Annotated in this window: 1 protein-coding gene; it reads right to left on the bottom strand. The window is 71.5% G+C overall.

Annotation, left to right across the window (positions count from 1 at the left end; translation table 11 throughout):
• Window positions 1–801: cytochrome P450 (locus tag ACWGIU_RS38380; RefSeq protein WP_453712781.1), on the bottom strand; the 801-nt coding region annotated here is incomplete at its 3' end.
• Window positions 802–1,069 lie beyond the last annotated feature (268 nt).

Consider the following 1,069-nt stretch of genomic DNA (forward strand, 5'->3'; position numbering starts at 1 on the left):
GAGCAGCAGGTTCAGGACGGAATTGCCGATCTGGTAGGCGGTGGTCTTGTGGCCGGCGAAGAACAGGACCCACAGCGAAGCGACCAGTTCCGGATCCTCCAGCTGCTCCTCCCCCTGGAGGAGGTCGCTGAGGAAGGAGTCCGACGGGTGCGCGCGCGTGTCCGCGATGAGCCGCTCCAACCGGTGCTGCAGGCGCTCCTCGGCCGCCTTCAGCTCGGCCTTCCTGCTGGGGTCGAAGCGGGAGCGGGTCACCACCGCGAACTGCTCCAGGATCTCCGGCCGGTCCTCCTGCGGGATGCCCATCAGTTCGCACAGGACCGCGATGGGCAGCGGGAACGCGAACGAGGCCATGAGGTCGACCGTGCCCGCCTCGCGGCACTCGCCGAGGATGTGCTCGGCGATCTCGGTGATCCTCGGGCGCATCTGTTCCACCCGCCGGGGGGTGAAGGCGCTCCGCAGGATGCGGCGCAGCCGTGTGTGCCGGGGCGGGTCCGAGAAGAGCACGTTGTCGTCGAGGGCGTCGAAGAAGCTGCCGTAGACCGCGTGGTAGGTGTCGATGGCGCCGTGCATGTTCTTGCTGAACCGGGGGTCCGACAGTGCGTCACGGGCGTCGTCGTGACGGGTGATGAGGTAGGTGGCGATCCCGTGGGGAGGGGTCAGCCGGCACACCGGATCCTGCTCGCGCAGGGCGGCGTACATCGGGTGGGGGCACTGCCGGTACTCCGGCGCGCCCCGGGACACGGCCGACACGATCTCGTGCAGCACTCCGCCGCCGTCCGGTGCCGCATCCTGCTGCGCCATGGTCCGCACCCTCCGTCGCACTCGCCTGCTGGGGACAACACCGGTTCCCCGCGCGGGTACCTCGCGAAACGACGCCGTTCCCGTTCGAGTGAGCCGGCGGCGGCGGGTGCCGGGACGGGTCGGGGTGCGCGTCCGGCCGACCGTCGGCCGATCGGCGGTCGCCCGTCCGGGCCGAGTGTGTGGCGGGCGCGGCGGCCCGGGGAAGGGCTGCAGGTGCCCCCCAGCCAGCCCCTCACAAGGAGCCCGCGCATGGCCCGCAGTCTCGCCC

It is taken from the genome of Streptomyces sp. NPDC054840 (assembly GCF_053611065.1).